This window comes from Vallitalea maricola (genome assembly GCF_036985595.1).
In the GTDB taxonomy this organism is placed as follows: Bacteria; Bacillota; Clostridia; order Lachnospirales; family Vallitaleaceae; genus Vallitalea; species Vallitalea maricola.
Map to the genome: position 1 here is coordinate 1 of NZ_BTPU01000325.1, position 253 is coordinate 253.

The following is a 253-nucleotide window of genomic DNA, read 5'->3' on the forward strand; positions in this document are numbered from 1 at the left end:
GCAAGACGAGTTTTCTATACTACAAAGATCTTTAATTATGATTCTGAACAAGAGGATCTTAAAAATACCGATGCGCAAGGTTATTCGGGCTTTAGCGTCACTCACCCTATTAATACACAAGATGCAAACGCAATGCGTCTAATTCTTGAGATTTTGATACATGTGATGCTTTTTGTAATGCGTCGTGGCGAACCACTTCGCCAAGAGCAGACAGCGCATCACGCTGTGTTTCATTCAAGATGTTACTAGTACC

Annotated in this window: 1 protein-coding gene; it reads left to right on the forward strand. The window is 40.7% G+C overall.

Annotation, left to right across the window (positions count from 1 at the left end; all coding sequences use genetic code 11):
- A partial coding sequence (locus AACQ14_RS24245) for a hypothetical protein (protein ID WP_339366098.1) occupies positions 1-249 on the forward strand: 249 nt, incomplete at its 5' end.
- Between the last annotated feature and the right edge of the window lie 4 nt (positions 250-253).